This is a genomic window from Bacillus sp. SYZHCR11 (genome assembly GCF_057196865.1).
In genome coordinates this window covers 672,154-697,884 of sequence record NZ_JBXUND010000001.1, presented here as the reverse complement: position 1 = coordinate 697,884, position 25,731 = coordinate 672,154, and the positions used below count along the sequence as shown (strand labels likewise).

The window sequence follows — 25,731 nt, the reverse complement described above, 5'->3', positions numbered from 1 at the left end:
GGAGAGCTCAAATGTCGCTCGAAAAAACGACGAGAATGAACTATTTGTTTGACTTCTATCAGTCGTTGCTGACGTCAAAACAAAAGAGCTATATGTCGCTTTATTATCTGGACGATTTCTCCCTTGGTGAAATAGCCGAAGAGTATGACGTTTCAAGGCAAGCCGTTTACGATAACATCAAACGGACTGAAGCGATGCTTGAACAATATGAAGAAAAACTGCTCCTTTTTAAAAAGTTTCAGGAGCGTAAAGAAATGTTTACAAAGCTGAAAGAGCTTGCTTCCGGCTTGCAGGAAGAGGAAAAAATGACGGCTCTGATTGAAGCGCTTGAGAAATTAGATTAGGAGGCGGCAAACAATGGCATTTGAAGGATTAGCCGACCGACTGCAAAAGACGATTTCAAAAATCCGCGGAAAAGGAAAAGTCAGCGAACAAGACGTAAAAGAGATGATGCGTGAAGTCCGTCTTGCGCTTCTTGAGGCTGACGTTAACTTTAAAGTCGTAAAGGATTTTGTGAAAAAAGTAAGTGAACGGGCTGTCGGGCAGGACGTCATGCAGAGTCTGACACCCGGTCAGCAGGTTATTAAAGTCGTAAAAGAAGAGCTTACCGAGCTGATGGGCGGCGAAGAAAGCAAAATTGCCGCCGCCAAACGCCCGCCGACCGTTATTATGATGGTCGGGCTCCAAGGTGCCGGTAAAACGACAACCACGGGGAAGCTTGCCAACCTGCTGCGCAAAAAACATAACCGCAAACCGCTGCTCGTGGCTGCGGATATTTACCGCCCCGCCGCGATTAAACAGCTGGAAACACTGGGGAAACAGCTTGATATGCCGGTCTTTTCGCTTGGCGATCAGGTCAGCCCGGTGGAAATTGCCAGACAGGCGATTGAAAAAGCGAAGGAAGAGCATCATGATTATGTGATTTTAGATACCGCCGGACGGCTGCACATCGATCATGAACTGATGGATGAGCTCTCCGGCGTAAAGGAAGTCGCAAATCCTGAGGAAATTTTCCTTGTCGTCGACTCAATGACCGGTCAGGATGCGGTAAACGTCGCCAAAAGCTTTAATGACCAGCTCGGTTTAACGGGCGTCATTTTAACAAAGCTTGACGGGGATACCCGCGGAGGTGCGGCGCTTTCTATCCGCGCGGTCACCGAAACGCCGATTAAATTCGCCGGAATGGGAGAAAAGCTCGATGCTCTTGAAGCGTTCCATCCTGAACGGATGGCATCCCGGATTCTCGGAATGGGTGACGTGCTGACGCTGATTGAAAAAGCTCAGGCGACCGTTGATGAAGACAAAGCCAAAGAGCTTGAGCAGAAAATGAGAACGATGAGCTTCACATTGGATGATTTTCTGGAGCAGCTCGGCCAGGTCCGAAACATGGGGCCTCTTGACGAACTGCTGCAAATGATGCCCGGCGCAGGCAAAATGAAAGGCTTAAAAAACATCCAAGTCGATGAAAAACAGCTGAATCATGTGGAAGCGATCATTAAATCAATGACTGTTCTTGAAAAAGAACAGCCGGATATTATTAACGCCAGCCGGCGGAAGCGGATTGCAAAAGGAAGCGGAACATCCGTTCAGGAAGTCAACCGTCTTTTAAAGCAGTTTGAGGAAATGAAAAAAATGATGAAGCAGATGACCAACATGTCAAAAGGGAAGAAAAAAGGCTTTAAATTACCTTTTATGTAATCGGTTATACATGATAAAACCGTTGTTAAGAAAAAACACTTTACAAACACTTTTATCATTGTTAATATACTATCTTGTTGAAATATTTTCGGAGGTGCTAGTAAAATGGCAGTAAAAATTCGTTTAAAACGTATGGGAGCAAAAAAATCTCCTTTCTATCGTATTGTTGTAGCAGATTCTCGTTCACCGCGTGACGGCCGTTTCATCGAAACAGTCGGCACATACAACCCGGTTGCAAAGCCGGCTGAAGTGAAAATCAATGAAGAGCTTGCTCTTAAATGGCTTCAAACAGGAGCTAAACCTTCTGATACAGTCCGCAACTTGTTCTCAAGCCAAGGAATTATGGAAAAATTCCACAACGCTAAACAAGGCAAGTAATGACTGATCAGAACTTGGAAGATTTGATTGTCAGCATTGTGGCTCCGCTTGTCGACCATCCGGAAGACATAACGGTCACAAAGGAAGAGACTGATCAAAAGATTGCGCTGCGCTTATCTGTCAATAAGTCGGATACCGGTAAGATTATCGGAAAGCAAGGCCGGACTGCAAGAGCGATTCGAACCGTCGTTTTTGCAGCTGGCGCACAGTCTTCTAAGAAAGTTCAATTTGAAATATTTGACTGAAAAAGGGAGAGGGCCGGCACCTCCCCTTTTTTTACACGTAAAAAAGGCAAATGAACAGAAATATGTTGGAAGAGTGGGGAGTCTGGTCCTATGCAGATTATTCACAGGGTAACCGTTATGCAGGTTCTGACCGAGCAAAGCAAGGAAAAGCTTTTGGCCTCTTTTGCAGAAAAAAAGCAAACGCTTGAACGAGAATGCAGCCAGCTCTATTTTCAGCTTAGAAAACATGAAAAAGATCAGCAGAATCCCGATGTAGCGGAATCTTTTAAAAAAGCCATTGAAAAAAGACAAGATAAAATCAAAATGATCGATTTCCAAATAAGCCAGACAGAGTCGCTCCCGCTTGGAAGCGAAGTGAAGGAAAAGGAGATCGATGCGCTGCTTTCAATCAATGTCGGTGATAACTGGCATGAAAAAACAGCGGCAAATACCATCGTCATAAAAGACGGGGTAGTAATTGAAATCCGCCCGAGGTGATAATATGACAAACAGATGGTTTAATGTAGGCAAAATTGTAAATACCCACGGCATTAAAGGCGAAGTGCGGGTCATTTCTAAAACGGACTTTGCCGAAGAACGGTACAAGCCCGGCAATACGCTCTATTTGTTTGCGGAAGGGGCTGCGGAGCCAATCAAAGTAACGGTCAGCGCCCACAGGCTTCACAAGCAGTTTCACCTGCTGCAATTCAAAGAAATGCCGAGTCTCAATGAAGTCGAACACCTAAGAAACATGGTGATCAAAGTTCCTGAAGAAGACTTGGGAGAGCTTGAAGAAGATGAATTTTATTTTCATGAAATCATCGGCTGCGAGGTTGTGTCAGAAGACGGGGAACTGATCGGCACAGTGAAGGAAATCTTGACGCCCGGGGCTAATGACGTATGGGTGGTTGCAAGAAAAGGCAAAAAAGATGCGCTCATTCCGTATATAGCTTCTGTGGTGAAGGATATTAATATAAATGAGAAGAAAATTAAGATTCATGTAATGGAAGGGTTAATAGACGAATGAAAATCGACTTTTTAACACTGTTTCCCGAAATGTTTCAAGGGGTGCTCGGTTCATCCATTCTGCAAAAAGCACAGGAAAAAGAGGCTGTCCGTTTTGACGTCATCAATTTCCGGGCTTTTTCGGATAATAAACACCAAACGGTTGATGATTACCCGTACGGCGGGGGAGCCGGGATGGTGTTAAAGCCGCAGCCCGTATTTGATGCGGTTGAAAAGCTGACAGCCGGTACGGACGCCAAGCCGCGCATTATTCTCGTCTGCCCGCAAGGTGAGCGTTATACGCAGAAGAAAGCCGAGGAGCTGGCGGAAGAGGAACATCTCATGTTTATTTGCGGGCATTATGAAGGGTATGATGAACGGATCCGGGAACATCTTGTCACTGATGAAATCTCCATCGGGGATTTTGTGCTGACCGGGGGAGAGCTCCCTGCCATGATGATTGCCGACAGCGTTGTCAGGCTTTTGCCGGGCGTCCTCGGAAAAGAAGCATCCCACGTGGAGGATTCCTTCAGCACGGGGCTTTTAGAGCATCCTCACTATACGAGGCCAGCCGATTATAAAGGCTTAAAAGTGCCTGAGACCCTTTTGTCCGGCAACCATGCCAAAATACAAGAATGGCGCAATAAAGAATCAATCAGAAGAACCTTTTTAAGACGTCCGGATCTTCTTGAAAACTATCCTCTCACTGATGAGCAAAGAAAATGGATTTCCGAGTGGGAAAACGAATAGATTCTATTGCGCAGGTGATGAAGATATGATAAGATACTACTTGTGGCTTAAGGAGGCTTATCCTTCAGAAGCTTGAAAACGATGTTCCGCTGTGCCTTGCAGTTGTGGCCAAGAGCATCTGTTGGAAGGAGTTGAAAACGATGCAAAAACTAATTCAAGATATCACAAAAGAACAGCTTCGCACTGATCTTCCTGCGTTCCGTCCTGGTGACACTTTACGTGTACACGTAAAAGTTGTTGAGGGTAACCGTGAGCGTATCCAGATCTTCGAAGGTGTTGTGATCAAGCGTCGTGGTGGTGGAATCAGCGAAACGTTCACAGTTCGTAAGATTTCTTACGGTGTTGGCGTTGAACGTACATTCCCTGTACACACACCAAAAATCGCGAAAATCGAAGTTGTACGTTACGGTAAAGTACGTCGCGCTAAGCTTTACTACCTGCGTGAACTTCGCGGAAAAGCGGCTCGTATTAAAGAAATCAGACGATAATGATAACGAACGAAAAGAGCTTGTTACCCGTAACAGGCTCTTTTTTTATATGAAATTTGTAAAAGCGGAACAAGCAACGTAAAATACATAAGAGATCATCGGAACATCCGGTTCCGGTAAATAAGGCAGGTGTCGAAGTCACATGACCATTCAATGGTTCCCGGGCCATATGGCTAAAGCGAGACGGGAAGTAACAGAAAAACTGAAATTAATTGATATCGTATACGAATTGGTGGATGCGAGAATCCCGATGTCATCGAGAAATCCGATGATTGAGGAGATTTTAAAAAATAAGCCGCGCATTATGCTTTTAAATAAAGCCGATAAGGCGGATGCGGCTGTGACTGCCCAGTGGAAGGACCACTTTCAGGAACAGGGCATTCCCTCTCTTTCAATAAACTCCGTTAACGGGCAGGGACTGCATCAAATCGTGCCGTCCTCGAAAGAGCTGCTGAAGGATAAGTTCGATAAAATGAAAGCAAAAGGTGTTAGGCCGAGAGCAATCCGCGCATTAATCATCGGCATTCCGAATGTCGGCAAGTCTACGCTCATTAACCGGCTGGCCAAAAAAAACATTGCCAAGACGGGAGACAGGCCCGGCATTACCACTTCACAGCAGTGGGTAAAGGTAGGCAAGGAATTAGAGCTGCTCGATACACCGGGAATTTTATGGCCTAAATTTGAAGATGAGCTTGTCGGCTTGCGCCTGGCGATCACCGGGGCGATTAAAGATACGATTATCAACCTGCAGGATGTGGCTGTTTTCGGGCTGCGCTTTCTGGAAGAGCATTATCCCGACCGTTTGAAGGAGCGCTACGGACTTCAGGAAATCCCTGAGGATATCGCCGCTCTTTTTGACGCGATCGGTGAAAAACGCGGCTGTTTGATGGGCGGCGGAATGGTTGACTATGATAAAACAACGGAAGTTATCATTCGGGACATCCGGACGGAAAAATTCGGCAGGCTTTCATTTGAAGCACCATCAGAATAAAGACGCGCAGCGATGCGGGTCTTTATTTTTTCCGCAGAATACCGATATACATAATGTAAGGGAGAAGAGAACGTGAATACATTAACCGTAAAAAGCGTAAAAGAACGCCTGCAAGAGATCAGGGACGAAAGCGACCCCTTCCTTGCCCAATGTGAGAAAGACCCGAGAAAAAGCGTACAGACGCTTTTAGAGCAATGGCTGAAAAAGCATGCGAAGGAAAAAGCTCTTAAAGAGCAATGGCTGGACATGACGGCATACGAAAGACTGTCATCCAAAAAGGGCTTCCGCCTGATTGCGGGTGTTGACGAAGCCGGAAGAGGGCCGCTTGCCGGACCGGTTGTCGCCGGCGCCGTCATTTTGCCGGCAGAATGCGAGATTCTCGGTCTCACGGACTCGAAGAAATTGTCGGAAAAGAAGCTCGAGGAGTATTACAGCCGGATCACGGAAGAAGCGGCGGCTGTAGGAGTCGGCATTGTCCATGCGGACGTCATTGACCGGATCAACATTTATGAGGCCGCGAGACTGGCGATGGTAAAAGCCGTCAATGCTTTAACGGAAACACCTGATTATCTGCTTGTTGATGCCATGACCCTTCCGCTTGACATTCCGCAGTCATCAGTTATAAAAGGGGATGCCAAAAGCGTGTCAATTGCCGCCGGAGCCTGCATAGCAAAAGTAACGCGGGACCGTCTCATGGCTGAGTACGCCAAAACTTACCCCATGTACGGCTTTGAAAAAAATAAAGGCTACGGAACGAAAGAACATCTTGAAGCTCTTCAGGCATACGGACCGACAACTATTCACCGAAAAACGTTCGCTCCCGTTCAATCTTATTGTTAGAAAAGAGGCTTAAGACATGAACATTAGCGGCGAAATCCAAGCGGCTTTCAGACAGCTGACGGCGGAAATCCCTCCGGACAGGCAGGACGGCGGTAAAGACAGCGGTACTCAAAGGCTGCTGTTAGGGAAGGTTCTCCGTTTGCTGGACGATCAAAGCGCTCTTATCCAGATCGGCGGCCGGACGATGCAGGGAAAACTTGAAACCGCCCTTCGTCCGCAGGCGTATTACTGGTTTTCTTATGACAAACAGCCGGCGGAAAAAACGGGCCGGCTTCATGTCATCGACCAATTCGAAGGAAGCCCGAAAACCGTTCAGGAAGCGGCGGGTAGACTGTTAAACGCTCTTTCCGTCAAACCGGGCCCTGTGTCTCTGCAGATTGCCGAAACGTTTATGCAGCAGAAGCTGCCGATGACGGAAAACAGCCTCAAAGCCTGCATCCGCTGGGCTGAATCGCTTCCGGCCGCCGAATTGAAAAAAGCGGCGGAAACAATCGTATTTGCGCTGAAACGGGAACTGCCCGCACATCCGGAAGTCTTGTCATCCATTCATGCCGTTAAATATCCGGTTCCGACCCGTCGCCTCCTCTCAGGACTGCTTCAGGCAATCAAACAGGCCCCGCAATCGGCAAAAGAGCTGTCTGTGCTCAAAGAGGCGGTTTCTGACGTATTAAACGCGGAAACGGATCTTCATGCAGAACGTCTCTTGAAGAAGCTTGCCGAGGCTGCACGCATGCCGATCCCAGAAACCGGGCTGATGGATGAAGAAGAACGGACGGAATCAAAACAATCACCATTTGTCCGAGAGACTCGTGAAAACGGAAAGGCAGTCTCAAGCCAACCTTCTCCTCCGAGTGCGCGGACAGATCAAAAACTTCCTGAAAAAACGGCAAAACAGATTATAGAGAAATTAATGACATCGGCAGAAAAAACTGAAAACCGCCCCGTAAAAGTAACGGCGGAGATCATTAAGGCTTTCATTTCTCAAGAAAAAACATTTAAAACAGCACCTGTTCTTCAAAAAGCACATCTGACAGAACAGGAGGCGGCTGTTTTCGAAAAAGCCGTTCAGCTCACCGAATTGAAATATGCGGAAAAACATGATGTATTAAGCCTTTTGCAGAAAATCAAAAAAGGATTGGGCACGCGTGATGAATTATCATTCATTACAGCGCTTGAAAAAGGCGTATCTCCGCAGCCGGAGAAACAAGCGCTGAAAACGGCCCTCCAAGCCGTCCGGACGCTTCAAGAAGCGCCCCAATCCGTTAAACAAGAGGCGGAACCGCTTATTCATAAATTAAACGGCCAGCTGTTTATTGAGCAGCATAACCCTTCTTTTACGCAGATGGTGCTGTCATTTCCGCTGGGAGCGTCCGCGTATGAGAATGACATCACAGTTCTCTTTAAAGGACGGAAGAAGCCGGACGGAAAACTCGATCCGTCACATTGCAGGCTCCTGTTTTTGCTGCATCTTGAAACACTGCAAGAAACCGTTGTGGACTGCATGATTCAGCAAAATGTAATGACCATTACGGTTGAGACTGATTTTGAGCTTCAGGCGGCCATCGACCCTCTCGTACCGGCTTTAAAAGAAGCCGTAAAAGAAACGGGCTTCAGCCTGTCAGGCGTCACGTCTAAAAAACGGCGCCCGAAAGACCAGAGCGCTCTTGTGGAAGAGTTTATAGAAAAAGACGGCGGAAGAAAAGTGGATGTGAAAATATGAAAGAGCAAACGCCGTTAAGAAGAGCTGTCGCCCTGCATTACGACCGGCAGAAAGATCAAGCCCCGAAGGTTGTCGCAACAGGCAGGGGGCATGTGGCGGAAAATATTATAAAAGAAGCTGAGAAGGCTGGGGTCCCCATTCAGGAAGACAGAACCCTTGTCGAATTAATGCGCCATTTGACGGTTGACGATCACATACCGGAGGCGCTTTATGAAACCGTTGCCGAAATTTTTTCATTTGTTTACAGACTGGACGAAACCCTGAAAAACGAAAAATAAGGACCATTCATTTCCCGGACTCCGTTTAAATTTATATTTTCAATAAAATAAAAGTTAGAATGTTTGGAAGGATATAAAGATTTTGTTTTGAACCCTAGACAATTCTTCCAGTATTATATAGAATGAAAGCGCAGTCTATTTTTAGTTTTGCTACATAAGTTAGGAGGATGGGAAATGAATATCCATGAGTACCAGGGAAAAGAAGTCCTCAGAAAATACGGGGTGTCTGTTCCTGAAGGTAAAGTGGCTTTTACAGCAGAGGAAGCAGTTGAAAAAGCAGAGAGCCTGTCAAGCTCGGTTTATGTCGTAAAGGCGCAAATCCATGCTGGCGGCCGCGGCAAAGCTGGTGGGGTAAAGATTGCAAAAACAAAAGATGAAGTGAAAGAGTATGCCGAAGAACTGTTAGGCAAGACGCTCGTCACACATCAAACGGGTCCGGACGGACAAGTAATAAAACGCTTACTTATTGAAGAAGGCTGCGATATTAAAAAGGAATACTATGTCGGGCTTGTACTTGACCGCGCTACTTCAAGAATCGTTTTAATGGCGTCTGAAGAAGGCGGAACGGAGATTGAAGAAGTAGCGGAAAAAACACCTGAAAAAATTAAAAAAGCGGTAATTGATCCGGCTGTCGGCCTTCAGGGCTATCAGGCAAGGGAAATTGCATTCGCAATTAACATCCCGAAAGAGCTTGTCGGCAAAGCCGCTAAATTTATGCTCGGTTTATATAAAGCATTTGTTGAGAAGGACTGCTCCATCGCTGAGATCAACCCTCTCGTCGTTACGGGGGACGGAAACGTCATGGCGCTGGATGCTAAGCTGAACTTCGACAGCAATGCGTTATACAGACAAAAAGACATTATGGAATACAGAGATTTAGATGAAGAAGATCCGAAAGAAATCGAAGCGTCAAAATACGATTTAAGCTACATTTCCCTTGATGGAAATATCGGCTGTATGGTAAACGGCGCGGGTCTTGCAATGTCTACAATGGATATCATTAAACACTACGGCGGAGAACCTGCAAACTTCCTTGATGTCGGGGGCGGCGCAACCGCAGAAAAAGTGACGGAAGCTTTTAAAATCATTCTTTCCGATCAAAATGTAAAAGGAATTTTCGTTAATATTTTCGGAGGCATCATGAAGTGTGATGTCATCGCCGAGGGCGTTGTTGAAGCGACGAGACAAGTCGGATTGACATTGCCGCTGGTCGTGCGCCTTGAAGGGACAAACGTAGATTTAGGAAAGAAAATCCTGAATGAATCAGGCTTAAACATCACATCTGCGGAATCAATGGCAGACGGCGCACAGAAAATCGTATCCTTAGTTTAGGAAAGAATGAAAGGCAGGGGACCAGATAATGAGTGTTTTTATCAATAAAGATACAAGAGTTATTGTACAGGGGATTACAGGTTCTACCGCTTTATTTCATACAAAGCAGATGCTGGAATACGGCACGAATATCGTTGGCGGTGTAACACCTGGAAAAGGCGGAACGGAAGCGGAAGGCGTACCGGTATTCAATACGGTCGCAGAAGCGGTTCACACAACGGGCGCTGATGCGTCAGTCATTTACGTTCCGGCTCCGTTTGCGGCGGACGCAATTATGGAAGCGGTTGACGCAGAAATTGATCTTGTCATTTGTATCACTGAGCACATTCCGGTTTTGGACATGGTGAAAGTGAAGCGCTTTATGGAAGGCAAGAAAACGAGATTAATAGGGCCGAACTGCCCGGGTGTTATTACACCTGAAGAATGCAAGATCGGCATTATGCCGGGATACATTCATAAAAAGGGTCATGTAGGCGTTGTATCCCGTTCAGGAACATTGACATACGAGGCCGTCCATCAGCTTTCAGAAGCCGGCGTAGGCCAGTCTACCGCTGTAGGGATCGGCGGCGATCCGGTCAACGGCACGAACTTTATTGACGTGTTAAAAGCGTTCAATGAAGATCCTGAAACACATGCCGTCATCATGATCGGAGAAATCGGCGGCACAGCTGAAGAAGAAGCGGCTGAGTGGGTGAAAGCGAACATGACGAAGCCTGTTGTCGGCTTTATCGGCGGTAAAACCGCGCCTCCGGGAAAACGCATGGGCCATGCGGGCGCCATCATCTCCGGAGGAAAAGGCACGGCAGAAGAAAAAGTCAAAACGATGAACGCCTGCGGAATTGAAGTCGCGGAAACCCCTTCTGTAATGGGTGAAACGCTGATTAAGGTGTTAAAAGAAAAAGGCTTATTTGAAACGTGCAAAACGCACTGATCGAAGCAGGGGCAGCCGTAACGGCTGTTCCTGTTTTTGCTGAAAAAAGAGGAGGTTGCCCGATTTGGATCAAGCATCGCGCTGTTTAATGGTCTGCAGTATTAATCAAATCATTTCCCCGTCTCTTCTATTAAAATGGTGGAAAGCTGATCACTCTCTGTCTTTTTTACCGGATCCGCATCCATTAACTGTTTTATCAGAAGGGAAAACAGCCCCGGAAGCAATTTTTCGGGAAATAGAGCGCAAGGATCCGGAACTTGATGAAGTTCTGTCCGATTACCGCCGCGAAGGCATTACTGTTATTCCGATTTCATCAAGCCGCTACCCAACATGGCTTAAAGCGATTTATGATCCGCCGGCTGTCTTGTATGCAAAAGGGAACACACCGCTTCTTGAAAAAGGCAGAAAAATCGGGATTGTAGGAACGCGGAAACCGACGGAAGACGGAATAAAAGCGGCTGGGCATCTTTCCGCCGAACTCTCAAAAAAAGGCTGGGTCATTGTAAGCGGGCTTGCATCCGGTATAGACGGTTTGTCTCATAAGGCGAGCATCAGGGCAAAAGGGCTTACGATCGGCGTGATAGCCGGCGGATTCCATCACATCTATCCCCGGGAAAATCTCCTGTTAGCAGAATACATGGCTGAACACCATCTCCTACTCTCAGAACATCCTCCTGAAACAAAGCCGAAAAAATGGCACTTTCCGATGAGAAACCGCATAATCAGCGGACTAAGTGAAGGAATTGTGGTCGTGCAGGGAAAAGAAAAAAGCGGTTCATTAATCACAGCTTACCAGGCCCTCGATCAAGGCAGAGAGGTATTTGCCGTTCCGGGTTCCATATTTAATCCATATTCCGGAGGACCTATAAAACTCATTCAAGAAGGGGCGAAAGCTGTATTATGCGCAGAGGATATTGACGGAGAGCTGACCGCCCGATGCGTTCAGTATACGGAACCCTTTTGAAATATCGTTTGACAAACGGTATTGTAATATTTAATAATAGTGAGGATTTAAAGTTGCATATTATTTTCATGTATAAAATGACGTTCATCATAAAGAATGAAATGTTGAAAGCCATAAAAAGGCAGCTCTAAAATGAATTGATACTTGAAAAGAGAGAGAACACCTCTTGAGGGGGATGAAAATGTCTGATTATCTAGTCATCGTGGAATCGCCGGCAAAGGCGAAAACGATTGAACGTTATTTAGGGAAGAAATATAAAGTCAAAGCTTCAATGGGACATGTCCGGGATCTTCCGAAAAGTCAAATGGGAGTTGACATCGAACAGAACTTTGAACCGAAATATATTACGATCCGCGGAAAAGGCCCTGTTTTAAAAGAATTAAAAACAGCGGCAAAGAAAGCAAAAAAAGTCTATCTCGCGGCCGACCCCGACAGAGAAGGGGAAGCGATTGCATGGCATCTCGCACACAGCCTTGATCTGGATCTCAGCTCGGACTGCCGGGTCGTCTTTAATGAAATAACGAAAGACGCCATTAAAGAATCATTTAAACATCCGCGCATGATTAACATGGATCTTGTCGATGCGCAGCAGGCGCGCCGCATACTAGACAGACTCGTCGGATACAAAATCAGCCCGATTCTTTGGAAAAAAGTAAAAAAAGGCCTCAGTGCGGGCCGTGTGCAATCCGTTGCGCTCAGGCTGATCATCGACCGGGAAAAGGAAATCAATGACTTTAAACCTGAAGAGTACTGGACGATTACCGGCTCATTTTTAAAGGGAAAAGAGACGTTTGAAGCCGGATTTTTCGGGAAAAACGGCAAAAAGCTTCCTTTAAAAAGCGAAGAAGACGTAAAAGCCGTCCTTGCTCAGCTGAAAGGCAATAAGTATACAGTTGACAAGGTGACGAAAAAAGAGCGCAAACGAAATCCCGCTCTGCCGTTTACAACGTCCACTCTGCAGCAGGAGGCTGCCAGGAAGCTGAATTTCAGAGCGAAGAAAACGATGATGATCGCTCAGCAATTATATGAAGGAATTGATCTCGGCAAAGAAGGGACAGTCGGACTCATCACGTATATGAGAACGGACTCAACGCGGATTTCCAATACAGCCGTTGAAGAGGCGTCAGCTTTTATTGATCAGGCATACGGAAAAGAGTACTTAGCGGGAAAACGGAAACCGGCAAAGAAAAATGAAAACGCTCAAGATGCCCACGAAGCGATCCGCCCGACTTCGGTGCTCAGAAAACCTGCCGACTTAAAAGCGGTGCTTGGAAGAGATCAGCTCAGACTATATAAGCTGATTTGGGAGCGTTTTGTTGCAAGCCAGATGGCGCCTGCCGTACTTGATACGATGAGCGTCGATCTCAGCAATAACGGATTGACATTCCGGGCAAACGGAAGTAAAGTCAAATTCGCCGGCTTCATGAAAGTCTATGTAGAGGGTAAAGACGATCAGCTGGAAGAAAAAGACCGCATGCTTCCGGACCTTAAAGAGGGAGACACGGTTTTATCAAAAGATATTGAGCCTGAGCAGCACTTTACTCAGCCGCCTCCGCGTTACACAGAGGCGCGCCTGGTTAAAACGCTTGAAGAACTGGGGATCGGCCGTCCTTCGACATATGCGCCGACTCTTGACACCATCCAGCGCCGCGGTTACGTGGGATTAGACAATAAACGGTTTGTGCCGACTGAGCTTGGGCAGATCGTGCTGGATCTTATCATGGAGTTTTTCCCGGAAATCATCAACGTTGAATTCACGGCTAAAATGGAAAGGGACCTTGACCATGTTGAAGATGGCGAGACAGAATGGGTTCAAATCATTGACAGCTTCTATACCGATTTCGAAAAACGCGTGAAAAAAGCGGAAGCTGAAATGAAAGAAGTGGAAATTGAACCTGAATACGCAGATGAAGATTGTGAATTATGCGGCTCCCGGATGGTTTATAAAATGGGCCGATACGGTAAATTTATGGCGTGTTCCAACTTCCCTGACTGCCGGAATACAAAACCGATTGTTAAACAAATCGGCGTAAAATGTCCTAAGTGCCATGAAGGAAATATTGTCGAACGAAAATCAAAAAAGAAACGCGTCTTTTACGGCTGTGACCGTTATCCTGAATGCGACTTCGTATCTTGGGACAAACCGATTGAACGAAAATGCCCGAAATGTGAAAATATGCTCGTAGAGAAAAAGCTTAAAAAAGGCATACAAGTCCAATGCGTCGAATGCGATTATAAGGAAGAACCACAGAAGTAGCGGTGAGCAGAGCCTTGCTCACCTTCTTTGTGTGGAAGGGACAAACAACAGGAGATGAAAAGAAATGAACCAGCAAACAGTTAATGTAATCGGAGCAGGCCTTGCCGGAAGTGAAGCGGCATGGCAGCTTGCAAAACGAGGAATTCAAGTAAAACTATACGAAATGCGGCCCGTCAGGCAGACGGCAGCCCATCATACCGATAAATTCGCTGAACTGGTATGCAGCAACTCCCTCCGTTCAAATACACTCGCCAATGCGGTAGGCGTATTAAAAGAAGAAATGCGGGCGCTTGACTCAGCAATCATTCAATCTGCTGATAAATGCTCGGTTCCGGCAGGGGGAGCGCTTGCCGTTGACCGCCATGAATTTGCGCAAAGCGTGACGGATCTCGTGAAAAACCATCCGAACGTAACGGTTCTTACTGAGGAAGTAACAGAGATTCCGGAAGGCCCGACGGTTATCGCGACCGGACCGCTTACATCAGAATCGCTTTCACAGCAGCTGAAAGAGCTCACGGGAGAAGAGTATCTGTATTTTTATGACGCAGCGGCGCCGATTGTCGAAAAAGACAGCCTTGATATGGATAAAGTGTACTTAAAATCCCGTTATGACAAGGGAGAAGCGGCATACTTAAACTGCCCGATGACAGAGGAAGAGTTTGACCGTTTCTATGAAGCATTGACGACGGCTGAGACGGTCCCTTTAAAAGAATTCGAGAAAGAAATCTTCTTTGAAGGCTGCATGCCGATTGAAGTCATGGCGAAAAGAGGCAAGAAAACGATGCTGTTCGGACCGATGAAACCGGTCGGACTGGAAGATCCGAAAACAGGCAAGCGCCCTTATGCAGTCGTTCAGCTCAGACAGGATGACGCGGCGGGAACGCTTTATAATATTGTAGGTTTTCAGACACATTTAAAATGGGGAGATCAAAAAGAAGTGCTGAAACTGATCCCCGGCCTTGAAAATGTTGATATCGTCAGATACGGCGTCATGCACAGAAACACATTTATCAACTCGCCGAGCCTTTTGAACCCGACATATCAATTTAAACAGCGGAACGATCTGTTTTTCGCGGGCCAAATGACCGGTGTAGAGGGTTATGTTGAATCTGCCGCTTCAGGTCTTGTAGCGGGAATCAATGCCGCCAAACTTGTGCTCGGTCAGGATCTTGTGACATTCCCGCAGGAGACGGCGATCGGAAGCATGGCTCACTACATTACGACGACAAATCAGAAGAACTTCCAGCCGATGAATGCAAACTTCGGCCTCTTAAAAGAATTGCCTGTAAAAATTAAAAACAAAAAAGAACGAAATGAAGAATACGCTAAACGCGCAATTGAGACTATTCAAACTATTTCGAAAACGATATAGCTTTTCATTGCAACTTCGATGCATTATATGATACCATTTAAAAGCCCTTCGGAGAGGGAGGTCTTCATAATGACTGAGAATGTTAACTTTTTTTTAAAGTTATTCGTTGAATATTTACAAATTGAAAAAAATTATTCACAATATACTATTGTGAATTATGTTAATTCGATTGAAGAATTTGGGATGTTTCTGCATGCTCAAAATATAAATGGAATGAAAGAAGCTGCATATCATGATGTGAGAATATTTTTGACAGAGGCTTATGAAAAAGGCCTGTCAAGAAGAACAATCAGCAAGAAAATTTCAGCTTTGAGAAGCTTCTATAAATTTTTAATGAGGGAAAAGCTTGTTGAAGAGAATCCGTTTCAGCTTGTTCATCTGCCGAAACAAGAGAAACGGATTCCGAAGTTTCTTTATGAAAAAGAACTTGAGGAACTATTCGCTGTCTCAGACAGAAGTCAGCCGTCAGGGATGCGCGATCAGGCCCTGCTTGAGCTTCTTTATGCGACCGGAATGAGGGTCAGTGAGTGCTGTACGCTCACTGTCGGCGATCTTGACCTGTTCATGGATACGGTGCTCGTTCACGGGAAAGGCAAGAAGCAGCGCTATATCCCGTTCGGCTCATATGCCCGTGATGCGCTGGAGCTGTATATCAACAGCGGAAGGCAGTGCCTGCTTGAAAAAGCAAAAGAGCCTCATGATGTGCTGTTTGTCAATCAAAGAGGCGGCCCGCTGACCGCCAGAGGAATCCGGTATATTTTAAGCGGGCTTGTAAAAAAAGCATCCGGCACTTTACATATACACCCGCATATGCTTCGGCACACGTTTGCGACTCATCTGCTGAATGAAGGGGCTGATTTAAGAAGCGTCCAGGAGCTTTTGGGCCATTCCAATCTGTCTTCTACGCAGATATACACGCATGTATCGAAGGAAATGCTGAGAAACACATATATGTCCCACCACCCGAGAGCTTTTAAAGAAAATTAAAAGGAGGCCCTTCTCATGTCATCTTTTCATGCGACAACGATTTTTGCCGTCCAGCATAACGGGAAAAGCGCTATGTCAGGAGACGGCCAGGTCACATTCGGTCAGGCTGTAGTCATGAAACATACCGCGAGAAAAGTGAGAAAGCTGTTTAACGGAAAGGTTCTGGCCGGATTTGCGGGATCTGTTGCAGACGCTTTCACACTTTTTGAAATGTTTGAGGCGAAGCTTGAAGAATACAACGGCAATTTAAAACGTGCGTCGGTTGAGCTTGCGAAAGAATGGCGCAGCGATAAAGTGCTGCGCAAGCTGGAAGCCATGCTGATTGTCATGAACCAGGATACCTTGCTTCTCGTATCGGGAACAGGTGAAGTGATTGAGCCGGATGACGGCATTTTGGCAATCGGCTCCGGCGGAAACTACGCCCTGTCAGCAGGAAGAGCGCTGAAAACCTATGCCGGAGAGAATCTGTCCGCCAAAGATATTGCAAAAGCCGCTTTGAAAATCGCAGGCGAGATTTGTGTGTACACAAACGATCAGATCATTTTGGAAGAACTTGAATAGAAAGGACTTGAGGCGCATGGAAAACAAACCGTTAACACCGAGACAAATCGTAGATCGGTTGGATCAATACATTGTAGGACAGCAGGATGCGAAAAAAGCTGTCGCCGTGGCATTAAGAAACCGCTATCGCAGAAGTCTTCTTGATGAAAAACTGAGAGACGAGATCGTTCCCAAAAACATCCTGATGATGGGCCCGACCGGGGTGGGGAAAACAGAGATCGCCAGACGGATCGCCAAGCTTACCGGTGCGCCATTTATAAAAATTGAAGCGACAAAATTTACAGAAGTCGGCTATGTAGGCAGAGATGTCGAATCAATGGTCAGAGACCTCGTTGAGACATCCGTGCGGCTCATTAAAGAAGAAAAAATCAGCGAAGTGAAAGAACAGGCTGAAGAAAATGCAAACAAACGTATCGTGCGGCTTCTCGTTCCGGGAAAGAAAAAACAAGCGGGTGTGAAAAATCCGTTTGAAATGCTTTTCGGAGGAAGTCAGACGGCAAATGATGATGAAGCCGATCAGCAGGAAGAAGCAAGCCTTGAAGAAAAAAGAAAACGCATGGCGCATCAGCTCGCATTGGGAGAGCTCGAAGACCATTACGTCTCCGTAGAGGTGGAAGAGCAGCAGCCGTCGATGTTTGACATGCTGCAAGGCTCCGGGATGGAGCAGATGGGCATGAATATGCAGGATGCGCTGAGCAATCTGATGCCAAAAAAGAAAAAACGCCGCAAAATGACGGTCAGAGAAGCAAGGAAGGTTCTGACCAATGAAGAGGCAGGCAAATTAATCGATATGGATGAAGTCGGCCAAGAGGCCGTGTTAAGAGCTGAAGAGGGCGGCATTATCTTTATTGACGAAATAGATAAAATCGCAAAAAACGGAGGGGCTTCTTCCTCAGCAGATGTATCGAGAGAAGGCGTTCAAAGAGATATCCTTCCGATTGTCGAAGGATCTACCGTCGTCACGAAATACGGCTCCGTCAAAACAGATCACGTGCTGTTTATCGCAGCCGGGGCATTCCATATGGCCAAACCGTCTGATCTGATTCCGGAGCTGCAGGGCCGCTTTCCGATTCGTGTAGAATTGAGCAAGCTGACGGTGGATGATTTTGTGAAGATTCTCGTCGAACCCGATAACGCGCTGTTAAAACAATATCAGGCTTTATTGCAGACAGAAGGTATATCTCTTGAATTTTCTGACGAAGCTATTCGTAAGATCGCCGAAGTGGCTTATCATGTGAATCAGGATACGGACAACATCGGAGCGAGAAGGCTTCACACGATATTGGAACGTCTCTTGGAAGACCTGTCGTTTGAAGCGCCGGACGTGACGATGGAAAAAGTCGCCATCACGCCGCAATATGTTGAAGAAAAGCTCGGAACGATTGCAAACAACAAAGATCTAAGTCAATTTATATTGTGAAAATTTAATAAGAGGAATTCTAGGAGGATTATTTATCATGGCTTTACTACAAAAAACACGAATTATTAACAGCATGCTGCAGGCTGCGGCAGGCAAACCCGTAAACTTTAAAGAAATGGCTGAAACGCTTCGTGACGTCATTGATTCTAATATTTTCGTCGTCAGCCGCAGAGGAAAGCTTTTGGGCTACTCTATTAATCAGCAGATTGAAAATGACCGCATGAAAAAAATGCTTGAAGACCGCCAGTTCCCGGAAGAGTACACGAGAAATCTGTTCAATGTTCCGGAGACGTCTTCAAACCTTGATATCAACAGCGAATACACGGCGTTTCCTGTGGAAAACAGAGACCTGTTCCAAGCGGGCTTAACAACGATCGTGCCGATCATCGGCGGAGGAGAGAGACTGGGCACGCTGATTCTGTCCCGTCTGCAGGATCAATTTGAAGATGATGATCTCATTCTTGCTGAATACGGAGCAACCGTTGTAGGAATGGAGATTTTAAGAGAAAAAGCGGAAGAAATCGAAGAAGAGGCGCGAAGCAAAGCGGTTGTTCAAATGGCGATCAGTTCTCTGTCTTACAGTGAACTTGAAGCGATTGAGCATATCTTTGAAGAGCTTGACGGAAATGAAGGCTTGCTTGTGGCAAGTAAGATTGCGGACCGTGTCGGCATTACGCGTTCAGTAATCGTTAACGCGCTGAGAAAGCTGGAAAGCGCAGGCGTCATTGAATCCAGATCATTGGGAATGAAGGGGACGTACATTAAAGTTCTGAACAACAAATTCCTTATTGAATTGGAAAACCTTAAATCTCATTAAGACAAAAGCAGGATCCCTGAAAATGGGGGTCCTGCTTTTTTTATGGACAATAGGTGAAAAGTTGCAGTTTAAAGTTGCTTATTGGAAGCTGATCTGAGATAATCCATCTTGCTGTGTGAAAAAAGGAGGAAGATACAGAAATTCTGCTATTTTCAGTCTTATATTAAACAAATGCTTGTAGTCCAAATACTCTAGGACTTAATACCTACATGCAAAATAGATATAATTGAGCACTTTTTTTTAGCCTAACTTCATAGACTTTAAGCCTGTTATTTCTTACAATAAGCATATGGTTTTACAATTCTCGACAAGGATTTTTAGGAGAAAAATATCTGAAATGGAGGTAAGTGGATTTGGACTTATTTTCTGGAACTATACAAAATCTTGAGAATGCCTTGGGGAGAGCGGACATTAAGCAAAAAGTCTTAACTAATAACATCGCCAATATAGATACACCGAACTATAAGGCAAAAAAAGTCTCTTTCCGAAATTTGTTAGATCAGGAAACATCCAATCTTGAAGCGGTAAAAACCGACTATCGGCACGTTGACTTTACGGGTTCAGGGGACGATTATTCTATCGTGTCCAGCAGTGATACATCGTACCAGCAAAACGGAAACAATGTCGATATCGACAAAGAAATGACAGATTTAGCCGAAAATCAAATTAATTATCAGGCTTTGGTTGAAAGAATGAGCGGCAAATTCAATTCTCTGAAAACCGTCTTGACAGGAGGAAAATAATGAGTGGCTTTCAAAGCTTAAATATTTCGGGCTCCGCTTTAACTGCACAGCGTGTCCGGATGGACGTCGTATCGTCCAACCTGGCCAATATGGATACAACGAGAGCGAAGCAGGTAAATGGCGAATGGGTGCCTTACAGAAGAAAGCTGGTATCTCTCCAATCCGGAGGCGAATCATTTTCGTCCCTTTTACATTCCAAGATGAACGGAACAGGAAGCGCGGGAAATGGCGTAAAGGTATCTGGCGTTACGGAAGACCCGTCCGCTTTTAATCTCGTTTATGATCCGGAGAATCCTGATGCGAATAAAGACGGATATGTACAAAAACCAAATGTGGACCCATTAAAAGAAATGGTGGATCTTGTCAGCAGCACGAGATCATATGAAGCAAACGTAACTGCATTAAACGCCTCCAAAGGCATGCTTTTGAAGGCTTTAGAAATCGGAAAGTAAGGTGATGTAAGTGGTTAACGCTATTACTCCTTTTCAGCTTCAACAAACCCAAAACACTCAAAACGTAACGAATCAATTAAACCAAACTCAAAAAACTGATTCTTCAAACCAAACAAGCTTTTCGGAGCTTTTAAAAAACTCTATTGATTCGTTAAATGAGTCACAAGTAAAATCTGACCAAATAACGAACGAACTGGCTGCAGGAAAGGATGTAAACCTTGACGAGGTCATGATCGCTGCCCAAAAAGCAAATATCTCTCTGACGGCCGCTACCGAATTCCGCAATAAAGCCGTGGAAGCCTATCAGGAAATCATGAGAATGCAGATGTAGTGGTCAGATTGAAGAGAATGACTGGAATGACCGGGGGTTAACATGAATCGTACTCTAATGCAAATGAAAACCAAAACGGCAGCGTTTTGGAACAACAGATCAAAAACACAGAAGATACTCATGGTAAGCGGCTTGGCCGCATTCATTATTTTACTCATCGTCGTTATTATTTTTACTTCGTCTGAAAAGATGGTGCCTCTTTATAAAGATTTGTCCGCGGAAGAAGCGGGGAAGATTAAAGAAGAGCTCGATACGAAAAAGGTGTCTTCTGAACTTGCTGACGGCGGCACGGTCATTAAGGTTCCTGAGAGCCAAGTGGATTCACTTAAAGTCCAGCTTGCCGCGGAAGGCCTGCCGAAAACGGGATCAATTGATTATTCGTTTTTCGGACAAAATGCGGGCTTCGGCCTGACAGATAATGAGTTTGACGTTTTAAAGGTTGAGGCGACTCAGACCGAATTGTCAAACCTGATAAATGAAATGGACGGTATTAAAAGCTCGAAGGTCATGATCAATATGCCTAAAGAAGCCGTGTTCGTCGGTGAAGATCAGCCGGCAGCGTCCGCATCCATCGTTTTGCAGATGAAACCGGGCTACTCGCTTGATCAAAACCAGATCAACGGGCTGTACCATCTCGTTTCTAAAAGTGTTCCGAACTTAAAAGAAGATAATATCGTCATAATGGATCAAAATTCTACATATTATGACAAAAGTGACAGCGGTGCAGGGTCCGTTTCTGACAGTTATGCATCTCAGCAAGGTATTAAGTCGCAGGTCGAAAAGGACATTCAAAAACATGTTCAGTCACTGCTCGGCACAATGATGGGGCAGGATAAGGTCGTTGTTTCCGTAACGGCGGATATTGACTTCACGAAGGAAAAACGCACTGAAGACACTGTCGAACCTGTCGATAAAGATAACATGGAAGGCATAGCGGTAAGCGCCGAAAAAGTCGCGGAAACGTATAAAGGCGACGGTGCGGCCAACGGCGGCACGGCCGGAACGGGAAGCAATGACACCGCGAACTATGCCGAGACAAACGGCGGTTCAAACAGCGGGGACTACGAAAAAAGCAGCAATAAAATCAACTATGAAGTCAACCGCATTCATAAAGAAATCGCGGAAAGCCCGTATAAAGTGCGTGATTTAGGCATTCAGGTCATGGTGGAGCCGCCTAATCCGAAAAATGCCGCTTCCTTATCAGCACAGAGACAGGCTGATATACAGAAGATTTTAGGAACGGTCGTCAGAACGTCTCTTGATAAAAACGAAACGCAAAATCAAAACCTGACAGACAATGATATCAACAATAAAATCGTTGTATCCGTTCAGCCGTTTGACGGAAAAACAAGCCTGAACACAGATTCGGCACAATCTTCAGGTCTTCCGATCTGGGTATATATTACAGGCGGCGTACTGCTTGCGGCCATTATTCTGCTTATCATTCTCCTCATCAGAAAGAAACGCTCACAAGAGGATGAATACGAAGAATATGAATATGAAACACCGCCGGAGCCGGTTCGATTGCCTGATATCAACGAAGAGAAAATTGAAACGGAAGAAACAGTCAGACGAAAACAGCTTGAAAAAATGGCTAAAGAAAAACCGGAAGACTTTGCTAAATTGCTTCGAAGCTGGCTGGACGAGGATTAGGGGGAATGGAAAATGGCGAAACGTGATCAGAACAAGCTTACAGGAAAACAAAAAGCAGCCATCCTCATGATTTCCTTAGGCCTTGATGTATCAGCTTCTGTGTACAAGCATTTGTCTGAAGAAGAAATAGAAAGATTGACTCTCGAGATTTCGGGAGTCAGAAGCGTCGATCATCAAAGAAAAGATGAAATCATTGAAGAATTTCATAATATCGCAATCGCTCAGGACTATATTTCACAAGGCGGTTTAAATTACGCCCGCCAAGTGCTTGAAAAAGCGCTCGGAGAAGACAAAGCGGTAAGCATTTTAAACAGGCTCACCTCTTCTTTGCAGGTAAAGCCGTTTGATTTTGCGAGAAAAGCGGAGCCCGAACAGATTTTAAATTTTATTCAGCAGGAACATCCGCAAACGATGGCGCTGATTTTATCCTACCTTGACCCGGTGCAGGCCGGACAGATTTTGTCTGAGCTGAACCCGGACGTTCAGGCTGAGGTGGCAAGAAGGATTGCGGTTATGGACAGAACGTCTCCTGAAATCATAAATGAAGTGGAGCGGGTCCTTGAACAAAAGCTGTCCTCCTCCTTTACGCAGGATTATACGCAGACCGGCGGCATAGAAGCCGTTGTTGAAGTGTTAAACGGCGTAGACAGAGGAACGGAAAAAACGATCCTTGATTCATTAGAAATCCAAGATCCTGAATTGGCGGATGAAATCAAAAAACGGATGTTTGTCTTTGAAGATATTGTCACCCTTGATAACCGTGCGATTCAGCGCGTGATCAGAGATGTTGAAAACGACGACCTCCTGCTTTCATTGAAGGTTGCGAGCGAGGAAGTCAAAGAGATTGTCTTCAGCAATATGTCACAGCGTATGGTTGAAACATTTAAAGAGGAAATGGAAATTATGGGGCCTGTGCGTTTGCGTGATGTGGAAGAGGCGCAATCAAGAATCGTGGGCGTCGTCCGCAAGCTGGAAGAAGCCGGAGAAATTGTAATCGCGCGAGGCGGAGGAGACGATATTATTGTCTAATATCATTAAACAGCAATCATCATTTTCTCCTGAACAAAAACGGCGCAAGCTTTCCTTGCAGGAAGTCAGGAAAACACATTCCCAGCCAGACCGGGAGGAACCTGAAAATCCGGAGGCGCTCATGGCCTTTGCCAAGGCCGAAGCCGACAGGGTGTCTGAAGAAGCGAAAAGTCAATTGGATCACACTCTTCGGCAGATTGAAGAAGAGAAAAACCGCTGGGCGGAAGAAAAACAAAGATTGATTGAAGAAGCGAAGGCAGAAGGATATAAAGAAGGCATGGCATTGGGAAAAGCCGATGCTCAAGCAGAATATGCCAATCTCATCAGCCGGGCCAATGCCGTTATGGAAATGGCCAGACAATCAGTCGAGGAAAAACTGGAAAGCGCTGAGGAAGAAATTATTGAGCTTTCTGTTGCGCTCGCTAAAAAAGTATGGCGGCAAAAAAGTGACGATAAAGAGGCTTTCCTTCTGCTGGTCAAACAGGTAGTAGCCGAAGTAAAAGATTATGATGACATCTCCATCTATGTGGACCCTGAATATTATGAGACGGTTCATCAGCATATGGACGAAATTCAGCAGCTGTTATACAAAGAATGCAGATTAAGCTTATATGCCGATGAAAAAGCCGCGAAGGGAACGTGCTCGATAGAAACTCCGTTCGGACGTGTTGATGCAGGCATAGACACCCAGCTGATGCAATTAAAGCAAAAGCTTTTAACGGCGCTTGAGGCGGGAGCGGAGCAATGAAGACACAGTATTTAATAGACTCAATTGAAACAGCGGATCCGTACAAACGCTACGGCAAGGTTAAACGGGTCATCGGGCTGATGATTGAATCAAAAGGGCCCGAAAGCTCAATCGGAGATGTTTGTCTCATTTATCCGAAAGGCCATGCGAAAAAAGCGATTAAAGCTGAGGTTGTAGGCTTCCAGGATGAAAACATTCTGCTAATGCCTTATCTGGAAGCGGCCAGCATCGCGCCGGGCAGCATTGTGGAGGCCACTGGCGAGTCGCTCCGCATCAAAGTAGGGGCGGGTTTAATCGGACAAGTTGTCGACGCGTTCGGCGAACCTCTTGACGGCCGGGCGCTTCCGAAAGGTTTGTCCCCCGTTTCGACGGAACAGCCGCCGCCAAACCCGATGAAACGCCCGCCGATACGGGAAAAGATGGGTGTCGGCGTCAGATCGATTGACAGTCTGCTGACGGTAGGAAAAGGGCAGAGAATCGGGATTTTTGCCGGAAGCGGAGTCGGAAAAAGCACCTTGATGGGAATGATTGCGAAGCAGACTGAAGCTGATTTAAACATTATCGCACTTGTCGGTGAACGGGGGCGCGAGGTGCGTGAATTCATCGAGAAGGATTTAGGCGAAGAAGGCCTGAAACGCTCGATAGTCGTAGTCGCGACCTCTGATCAGCCTGCGTTAATGCGATTGAAAGCGGCGTATACGGCCACCGCCATTGCGGAGTATTTCCGCGATAAAGGCCGGAATGTGATGTTCATGATGGACTCCGTCACGAGGGTCGCGATGGCTCAGCGGGAAATCGGCCTGGCAGCGGGAGAACCGCCGACAACAAAGGGATATACACCTTCTGTGTTCGCTATTTTGCCCCGTTTGCTGGAAAGAACGGGCGCAAATGAACAAGGAACGATAACCGCTTTTTATACGGTTCTCGTTGACGGAGATGACATGAACGAACCGATTGCCGATACGGTGCGCGGAATATTAGACGGGCATATCGTTCTCGATCGGGCGCTTGCCAACAAAGGACAGTTCCCGGCCGTGAACATCCTGAAAAGCATCAGCAGGGTCATGTCTAATATTTCAGACACAGCGCACATAGAGGCGGCCAACAAATTCCGCGATCTTCTGTCAACTTATCAAAACTCTGAAGATCTCATTAATATTGGAGCTTACAAAAGAGGGTCATCAAGAGAAATTGATGAAGCGATTCAGTTTTATCCGCAGCTTATTCAATTTTTAAAACAAGGAACGGAAGAACCTGCTCAATTGGAAGACAGCATTGCGGCATTGACGAGTCTGACAGGAAAAGAGGAATAAACATCATGGCGTACCAATTCAGATTTCAAAAGCTGCTGGAATTAAAAGAAAATGAAAAAGACCAAACATTGACTGAATACAGACAATCGGTTTCTGAATTTGAGACAGTGGCTGAAAAACTATATGAAAATATGAGCAAAAAAGAATTGCTCGAAAAAGACAAAGAATCAAAGCTGAAATGCGGGATGAGCGTTCAGGAAATGAGACATTATCAGCAATTCGTTTCCAATCTTGAGAACACCATCTATCATTATCAAAAGCTTGTCATCATGAAACGAAATGAAATGAATGAGAAGCAGGAACAGCTCACCGAAAAAAACATTGAAGTAAAGAAATTTGAAAAAATGCGGGAAAAACAATTTAATATGTTCGCACTTGAAGACAAAGCTGCAGAGATGAGGGAAATGGACGACATTTCAATCAAGCAGTTTATGATTCAGGGGCATTAG

General features: G+C 45.8%; 29 protein-coding genes. All 29 read left to right on the top strand.

Features of this window, described 5'->3' with window-relative positions:
• The first annotated feature begins 11 nt into the window (after positions 1 to 11).
• The 29 genes from AC2CGA_RS03025 (at position 12) to fliJ (ending at position 25,731) form a co-directional block, all read left to right on the top strand.
• The gene (locus tag AC2CGA_RS03025) at positions 12 to 344 is read left to right on the top strand and encodes a putative DNA-binding protein (protein ID WP_003154299.1); all 333 of its coding nucleotides are present in this window, start codon (positions 12 to 14) and stop codon (positions 342 to 344) included.
• Positions 345 to 357: 13 nt separating this feature from the next.
• On the top strand, positions 358 to 1,698 hold the full coding sequence (gene ffh / locus AC2CGA_RS03020; RefSeq protein WP_003154298.1) for a signal recognition particle protein: 1,341 nt from the start codon (positions 358 to 360) through the stop codon (positions 1,696 to 1,698).
• A gap of 105 nt (positions 1,699 to 1,803) precedes the next feature.
• The gene (gene rpsP / locus AC2CGA_RS03015) at positions 1,804 to 2,076 is read left to right on the top strand and encodes a 30S ribosomal protein S16 (RefSeq protein WP_003154296.1); all 273 of its coding nucleotides are present in this window, start codon (positions 1,804 to 1,806) and stop codon (positions 2,074 to 2,076) included.
• A complete protein-coding gene (locus AC2CGA_RS03010; RefSeq protein WP_007611392.1) occupies positions 2,076 to 2,321 on the top strand; it encodes a KH domain-containing protein in 246 nt (81 codons plus the stop codon). The genes rpsP and AC2CGA_RS03010 overlap by 1 nt, the downstream gene beginning before the upstream one ends.
• Positions 2,322 to 2,411: 90 nt before the next feature.
• The gene (locus tag AC2CGA_RS03005; RefSeq protein ID WP_003154291.1) at positions 2,412 to 2,798 is read left to right on the top strand and encodes a YlqD family protein; all 387 of its coding nucleotides are present in this window, start codon (positions 2,412 to 2,414) and stop codon (positions 2,796 to 2,798) included.
• Between the two features lie 4 nt (positions 2,799 to 2,802).
• The gene (gene rimM, locus AC2CGA_RS03000) at positions 2,803 to 3,327 is read left to right on the top strand and encodes a ribosome maturation factor RimM (RefSeq protein ID WP_003154290.1); all 525 of its coding nucleotides are present in this window, start codon (positions 2,803 to 2,805) and stop codon (positions 3,325 to 3,327) included.
• Positions 3,324 to 4,055, top strand: coding sequence for a tRNA (guanosine(37)-N1)-methyltransferase TrmD (gene trmD / locus AC2CGA_RS02995; RefSeq protein ID WP_003154289.1), 732 nt, complete (start codon positions 3,324 to 3,326; stop codon positions 4,053 to 4,055). The genes rimM and trmD overlap by 4 nt, the downstream gene beginning before the upstream one ends.
• Positions 4,056 to 4,195: 140 nt before the next feature.
• A complete protein-coding gene (gene rplS / locus AC2CGA_RS02990) occupies positions 4,196 to 4,543 on the top strand; it encodes a 50S ribosomal protein L19 (RefSeq protein ID WP_003154288.1) in 348 nt (115 codons plus the stop codon).
• A 142-nt stretch (positions 4,544 to 4,685) separates the two neighbouring features.
• Positions 4,686 to 5,534, top strand: a complete 849-nt coding sequence (ylqF, locus tag AC2CGA_RS02985; protein ID WP_003154287.1) for a ribosome biogenesis GTPase YlqF — start codon at positions 4,686 to 4,688, stop codon at positions 5,532 to 5,534.
• A 72-nt stretch (positions 5,535 to 5,606) separates the two neighbouring features.
• Positions 5,607 to 6,374 carry a ribonuclease HII gene (locus AC2CGA_RS02980; RefSeq protein ID WP_014304999.1) on the top strand — a complete coding sequence of 256 codons (768 nt, stop codon included), beginning with the start codon at positions 5,607 to 5,609 and terminating at the stop codon, positions 6,372 to 6,374.
• 16 nt (positions 6,375 to 6,390) lie between these two features.
• The gene (locus AC2CGA_RS02975; RefSeq protein ID WP_139885270.1) at positions 6,391 to 8,094 is read left to right on the top strand and encodes a glycosyl transferase; all 1,704 of its coding nucleotides are present in this window, start codon (positions 6,391 to 6,393) and stop codon (positions 8,092 to 8,094) included.
• Entirely contained in the window at positions 8,091 to 8,372 is a 282-nt protein-coding gene (locus AC2CGA_RS02970) for a FlhB-like flagellar biosynthesis protein (RefSeq protein WP_003154284.1), read from the top strand. The genes AC2CGA_RS02975 and AC2CGA_RS02970 overlap by 4 nt, the downstream gene beginning before the upstream one ends.
• Positions 8,373 to 8,546: 174 nt before the next feature.
• Complete coding sequence (gene sucC, locus AC2CGA_RS02965) at positions 8,547 to 9,704, top strand: ADP-forming succinate--CoA ligase subunit beta (RefSeq protein WP_003154283.1); 1,158 nt, start codon at positions 8,547 to 8,549, stop codon at positions 9,702 to 9,704.
• Between the two features lie 28 nt (positions 9,705 to 9,732).
• On the top strand, positions 9,733 to 10,635 hold the full coding sequence (gene sucD / locus AC2CGA_RS02960; RefSeq protein WP_003154281.1) for a succinate--CoA ligase subunit alpha: 903 nt from the start codon (positions 9,733 to 9,735) through the stop codon (positions 10,633 to 10,635).
• A gap of 64 nt (positions 10,636 to 10,699) precedes the next feature.
• The gene (gene dprA, locus AC2CGA_RS02955) at positions 10,700 to 11,599 is read left to right on the top strand and encodes a DNA-processing protein DprA (protein WP_015388238.1); all 900 of its coding nucleotides are present in this window, start codon (positions 10,700 to 10,702) and stop codon (positions 11,597 to 11,599) included.
• Positions 11,600 to 11,780: 181 nt separating this feature from the next.
• Entirely contained in the window at positions 11,781 to 13,856 is a 2,076-nt protein-coding gene (gene topA / locus AC2CGA_RS02950) for a type I DNA topoisomerase (RefSeq protein ID WP_003154274.1), read from the top strand.
• A 64-nt stretch (positions 13,857 to 13,920) separates the two neighbouring features.
• Entirely contained in the window at positions 13,921 to 15,228 is a 1,308-nt protein-coding gene (gene trmFO, locus AC2CGA_RS02945) for an FADH(2)-oxidizing methylenetetrahydrofolate--tRNA-(uracil(54)-C(5))-methyltransferase TrmFO (RefSeq protein WP_003154273.1), read from the top strand.
• Between the two features lie 69 nt (positions 15,229 to 15,297).
• A complete protein-coding gene (gene xerC, locus AC2CGA_RS02940; RefSeq protein WP_043867088.1) occupies positions 15,298 to 16,215 on the top strand; it encodes a tyrosine recombinase XerC in 918 nt (305 codons plus the stop codon).
• Positions 16,216 to 16,230: 15 nt separating this feature from the next.
• Positions 16,231 to 16,776 (top strand): ATP-dependent protease subunit HslV, encoded by a 546-nt coding sequence (gene hslV, locus AC2CGA_RS02935; protein WP_003154267.1) that lies wholly within the window; start codon positions 16,231 to 16,233, stop codon positions 16,774 to 16,776.
• A 16-nt stretch (positions 16,777 to 16,792) separates the two neighbouring features.
• Entirely contained in the window at positions 16,793 to 18,196 is a 1,404-nt protein-coding gene (gene hslU, locus AC2CGA_RS02930; RefSeq protein WP_014305002.1) for an ATP-dependent protease ATPase subunit HslU, read from the top strand.
• Between the two features lie 37 nt (positions 18,197 to 18,233).
• Positions 18,234 to 19,013: a GTP-sensing pleiotropic transcriptional regulator CodY gene (codY, locus tag AC2CGA_RS02925; protein ID WP_003154263.1), complete on the top strand. Its 780-nt coding sequence runs from the start codon at positions 18,234 to 18,236 to the stop codon at positions 19,011 to 19,013.
• Positions 19,014 to 19,366: 353 nt separating this feature from the next.
• Positions 19,367 to 19,756 carry a flagellar basal body rod protein FlgB gene (flgB, locus tag AC2CGA_RS02920; RefSeq protein WP_003154260.1) on the top strand — a complete coding sequence of 130 codons (390 nt, stop codon included), beginning with the start codon at positions 19,367 to 19,369 and terminating at the stop codon, positions 19,754 to 19,756.
• Positions 19,756 to 20,208, top strand: coding sequence for a flagellar basal body rod protein FlgC (gene flgC / locus AC2CGA_RS02915; RefSeq protein ID WP_003154259.1), 453 nt, complete (start codon positions 19,756 to 19,758; stop codon positions 20,206 to 20,208). The genes flgB and flgC overlap by 1 nt, the downstream gene beginning before the upstream one ends.
• A 10-nt stretch (positions 20,209 to 20,218) precedes the next feature.
• Positions 20,219 to 20,539, top strand: a complete 321-nt coding sequence (fliE, locus tag AC2CGA_RS02910) for a flagellar hook-basal body complex protein FliE (protein WP_007409777.1) — start codon at positions 20,219 to 20,221, stop codon at positions 20,537 to 20,539.
• 42 nt (positions 20,540 to 20,581) lie between these two features.
• On the top strand, positions 20,582 to 22,192 hold the full coding sequence (gene fliF / locus AC2CGA_RS02905; RefSeq protein ID WP_003154257.1) for a flagellar basal-body MS-ring/collar protein FliF: 1,611 nt from the start codon (positions 20,582 to 20,584) through the stop codon (positions 22,190 to 22,192).
• A gap of 12 nt (positions 22,193 to 22,204) precedes the next feature.
• A complete protein-coding gene (gene fliG, locus AC2CGA_RS02900; protein ID WP_003154256.1) occupies positions 22,205 to 23,221 on the top strand; it encodes a flagellar motor switch protein FliG in 1,017 nt (338 codons plus the stop codon).
• Positions 23,214 to 23,969 carry a flagellar assembly protein FliH gene (gene fliH, locus AC2CGA_RS02895; RefSeq protein ID WP_003154255.1) on the top strand — a complete coding sequence of 252 codons (756 nt, stop codon included), beginning with the start codon at positions 23,214 to 23,216 and terminating at the stop codon, positions 23,967 to 23,969. The genes fliG and fliH overlap by 8 nt, the downstream gene beginning before the upstream one ends.
• The gene (gene fliI / locus AC2CGA_RS02890; RefSeq protein ID WP_003154254.1) at positions 23,966 to 25,282 is read left to right on the top strand and encodes a flagellar protein export ATPase FliI; all 1,317 of its coding nucleotides are present in this window, start codon (positions 23,966 to 23,968) and stop codon (positions 25,280 to 25,282) included. Before fliH ends, fliI begins: the two co-directional genes overlap by 4 nt.
• Positions 25,283 to 25,287: 5 nt before the next feature.
• Positions 25,288 to 25,731 (top strand): flagellar export protein FliJ, encoded by a 444-nt coding sequence (gene fliJ / locus AC2CGA_RS02885; protein ID WP_003154253.1) that lies wholly within the window; start codon positions 25,288 to 25,290, stop codon positions 25,729 to 25,731.